This window comes from Bradyrhizobium sp. (assembly GCF_016462955.1).
Lineage (GTDB): Bacteria > Pseudomonadota > Alphaproteobacteria > Rhizobiales > Xanthobacteraceae > Bradyrhizobium.
In genome coordinates this window covers 2,391-2,943 of record NZ_JAEMSD010000684.1, presented here as the reverse complement: position 1 = coordinate 2,943, position 553 = coordinate 2,391, and the positions used below count along the sequence as shown (strand labels likewise).

The 553-nt window shown below is 68.2% G+C and carries 1 pseudogene; it reads right to left on the bottom strand.

Annotation, left to right across the window (positions count from 1 at the left end):
- Positions 1-65: 65 nt before the first annotated feature.
- Positions 66-553: pseudogene (locus tag JHD07_RS36840) on the bottom strand (NAD(P)/FAD-dependent oxidoreductase); the annotation flags it as partial.

Here is a 553-nt window from a genome sequence, read left to right as displayed (position 1 = left end):
CTCACATTTCGCTGCGCTCAATGTGAGCCGACCCTCCCCCTCCAGGGGAGGGTAAACGAAGAGCCCTACACCACCTTGCTCGATCCCTGCGTGATCAACCGCGCCGCGCGCTGGTCGCGGGCGTAGATCCAGAGCCAGCTCAGCGCGACGCTCAGCCTGTGGCGCAGGCCGATCAGGAAGTAGATGTGGGCGATGCCCCAGATCCACCAGGCGATGGCGCCGCGCAGTTTCACCTTGCCGAAATCGATCACCGCCAGGCGCTTGCCGATCTGGGCCAGGCTTCCGGCGTGCTTGTAGCGGAACGGGCCGGTCGCAGCGCCGCGCAGTCGCGCCTTGATGGTCTCGGCGACATAGCGGCCCTGCTGCTTGGCGGCCGGCGCGATGCCGGGGACCGGCTTGCCATTCCAGGCGTTGATGCTGACGGTGTCGCCGATCGCAAAAATCTCGGGATGATCAGGTATGGTCAGGTCGGCCGCGACCTGCACGCGTCCGGCGCGATCGCTCGGTGCGCCCAGCCATTCCGCGGCAGGCGAGGCGCGCACGCCGGCGGCCC